The 1533-nt window shown below is 74.8% G+C and carries 1 protein-coding gene and 1 riboswitch; the gene reads right to left on the reverse strand.

The window, feature by feature from the left end:
- Positions 1-105: 105 nt before the first annotated feature.
- Positions 106-975 carry an ABC transporter substrate-binding protein gene (locus tag ACFWXO_RS44570; RefSeq protein ID WP_380532794.1) on the reverse strand — a complete coding sequence of 290 codons (870 nt, stop codon included), beginning with the start codon at positions 973-975 and terminating at the stop codon, positions 106-108.
- Positions 976-1180: 205 nt separating this feature from the next.
- A riboswitch (cobalamin riboswitch) is annotated at positions 1181-1387 on the reverse strand.
- Positions 1388-1533 lie beyond the last annotated feature (146 nt).

Genomic DNA, 1533 nt, shown 5'->3' on the forward strand with positions numbered 1-1533 from the left:
CGCGGCGGTGCCCGCGGGCGGCCACGCGGGGCGCGCCCCCCGGGGGCGGCGGGCCGGCCGCGGCGCGGCCGGGCGGGCCCGCCGCGCGGGGGTGGGGTGCCGTGGTCATGAAGCCGGGCGCAGCGCGCTCAGCCCCGCCGAGACCCGGGCGGCCCCGTCGGCGAGCCGCACGCCGGGAGTCGACTCCGAGAACGGCACCACCACGAAGGCCTTGCGCCGCACGGCGCCGAGCTTGCTCAGCACCGGGTCGTGCTCCAGGTAGTCGATCTTGGACTGGGCGGTGTCCCAGCCGGCGTCCGCGAGCACGATGGCGTCCGGGTCGGCCGCGACGACCTTCTCCCAGCTCACGTTCTGCCAGCCGCCGGGCAGGTCCGCGAAGACGTTGCGGGCGCCCACGGCGTCGAGCACCAGCTGGGGGCCGCCGTGGCCGGCGCCGACGAAGGGCGACTTGGTGTCCGAGTCGTACCACAGGACCTTCAGGTCCCTGCCCGCGGCCGTCGCCGTGAACCCGGCGAGCTGCTGCTCCTGCTGGTGCTGGATCGCGGCGGCCCGCTCCGGTACGCCGAAGACCTGGGCGACGTCGTGCAGTTCGCCCCACGCGGCCTGCCACGTCGTCGGCGGCACCTGGCTCTTGTCCGAGCAGCCGAACGGGGACAGGTACGACGCTACGCCCTGGCCGCGCAGGTCCTCCCGGGTGCCCGCGACCTTGTCGGTGAACGCGCTGGCGTAAGAGGCGTACAGGAAGTCGGGGCGGGCGGTGAGGAGCTTCTCCTTCGTCGGGTACTTCGCGGAGAGCACCGGGACGGAGTCGTAGGCCGCCTTCCACTTCTCCGGGACGGCATCGTCGAGGTAGGCGGTACCGGCCATGCGGGACTCCAGGCCGAGGGCCAGCGCCACCTCGGTGGCCCCCTCGTTCAGCGTCACCAGCCGCTCGGGCGGCGTGCCGACCGTCACGGTGGTCCCGCAGTTCTCCACGCTGACCGGCGCGGCACCTGAGGACGTCCCGCCGGACGCGGCGGGCGCGGGGGCGCCCGTGCAGGCGCCGAGCGTGCCGAGGAACAGGACGGCGGCGACCGCCCGGCCGACACGTATCGGACCTGTGGGACGTATGGGATGTACGGAGCAAATGGATCGGAACGGACGCGGCTGACCGCTGGGCACGTGTTCTCCAAAACCCTCGTGGAACATGTCGTGCCGTGGCCGGTCTCCTGGCTTCCGCATCGACGTGCCGCGGCCGACCTTCCCGGGCGGCTCCTTCGAGCCCGCCCAGTGGCCCTGACCGCTGGGCGAGCCGGTCAGCGAGGGCCGCGGAACTCCGCGGCAACAGTGGCGAGGGCCGCACCGGACTCAGACCGGTTTCCCGAACACCACGGCGATCGCACGGTATCAGGCGTGGTCAGGGCGGTGGAGTCCGGCTCAGGGTGACGGCCCGACAGCGACGGGCCCCCCCGCGGGGGGGGCGGGGGGCCGCGTGTCACGGGCGGGGGGGGGGGAAGCCCGGGGGGCCACCCCAGTGTGGGGGGTGTGTGCCCC

Origin of the sequence: Kitasatospora sp. NPDC059088, assembly GCF_042738155.1 — a bacterium.
Classification (GTDB): Bacteria; Actinomycetota; Actinomycetes; order Streptomycetales; family Streptomycetaceae; genus Kitasatospora.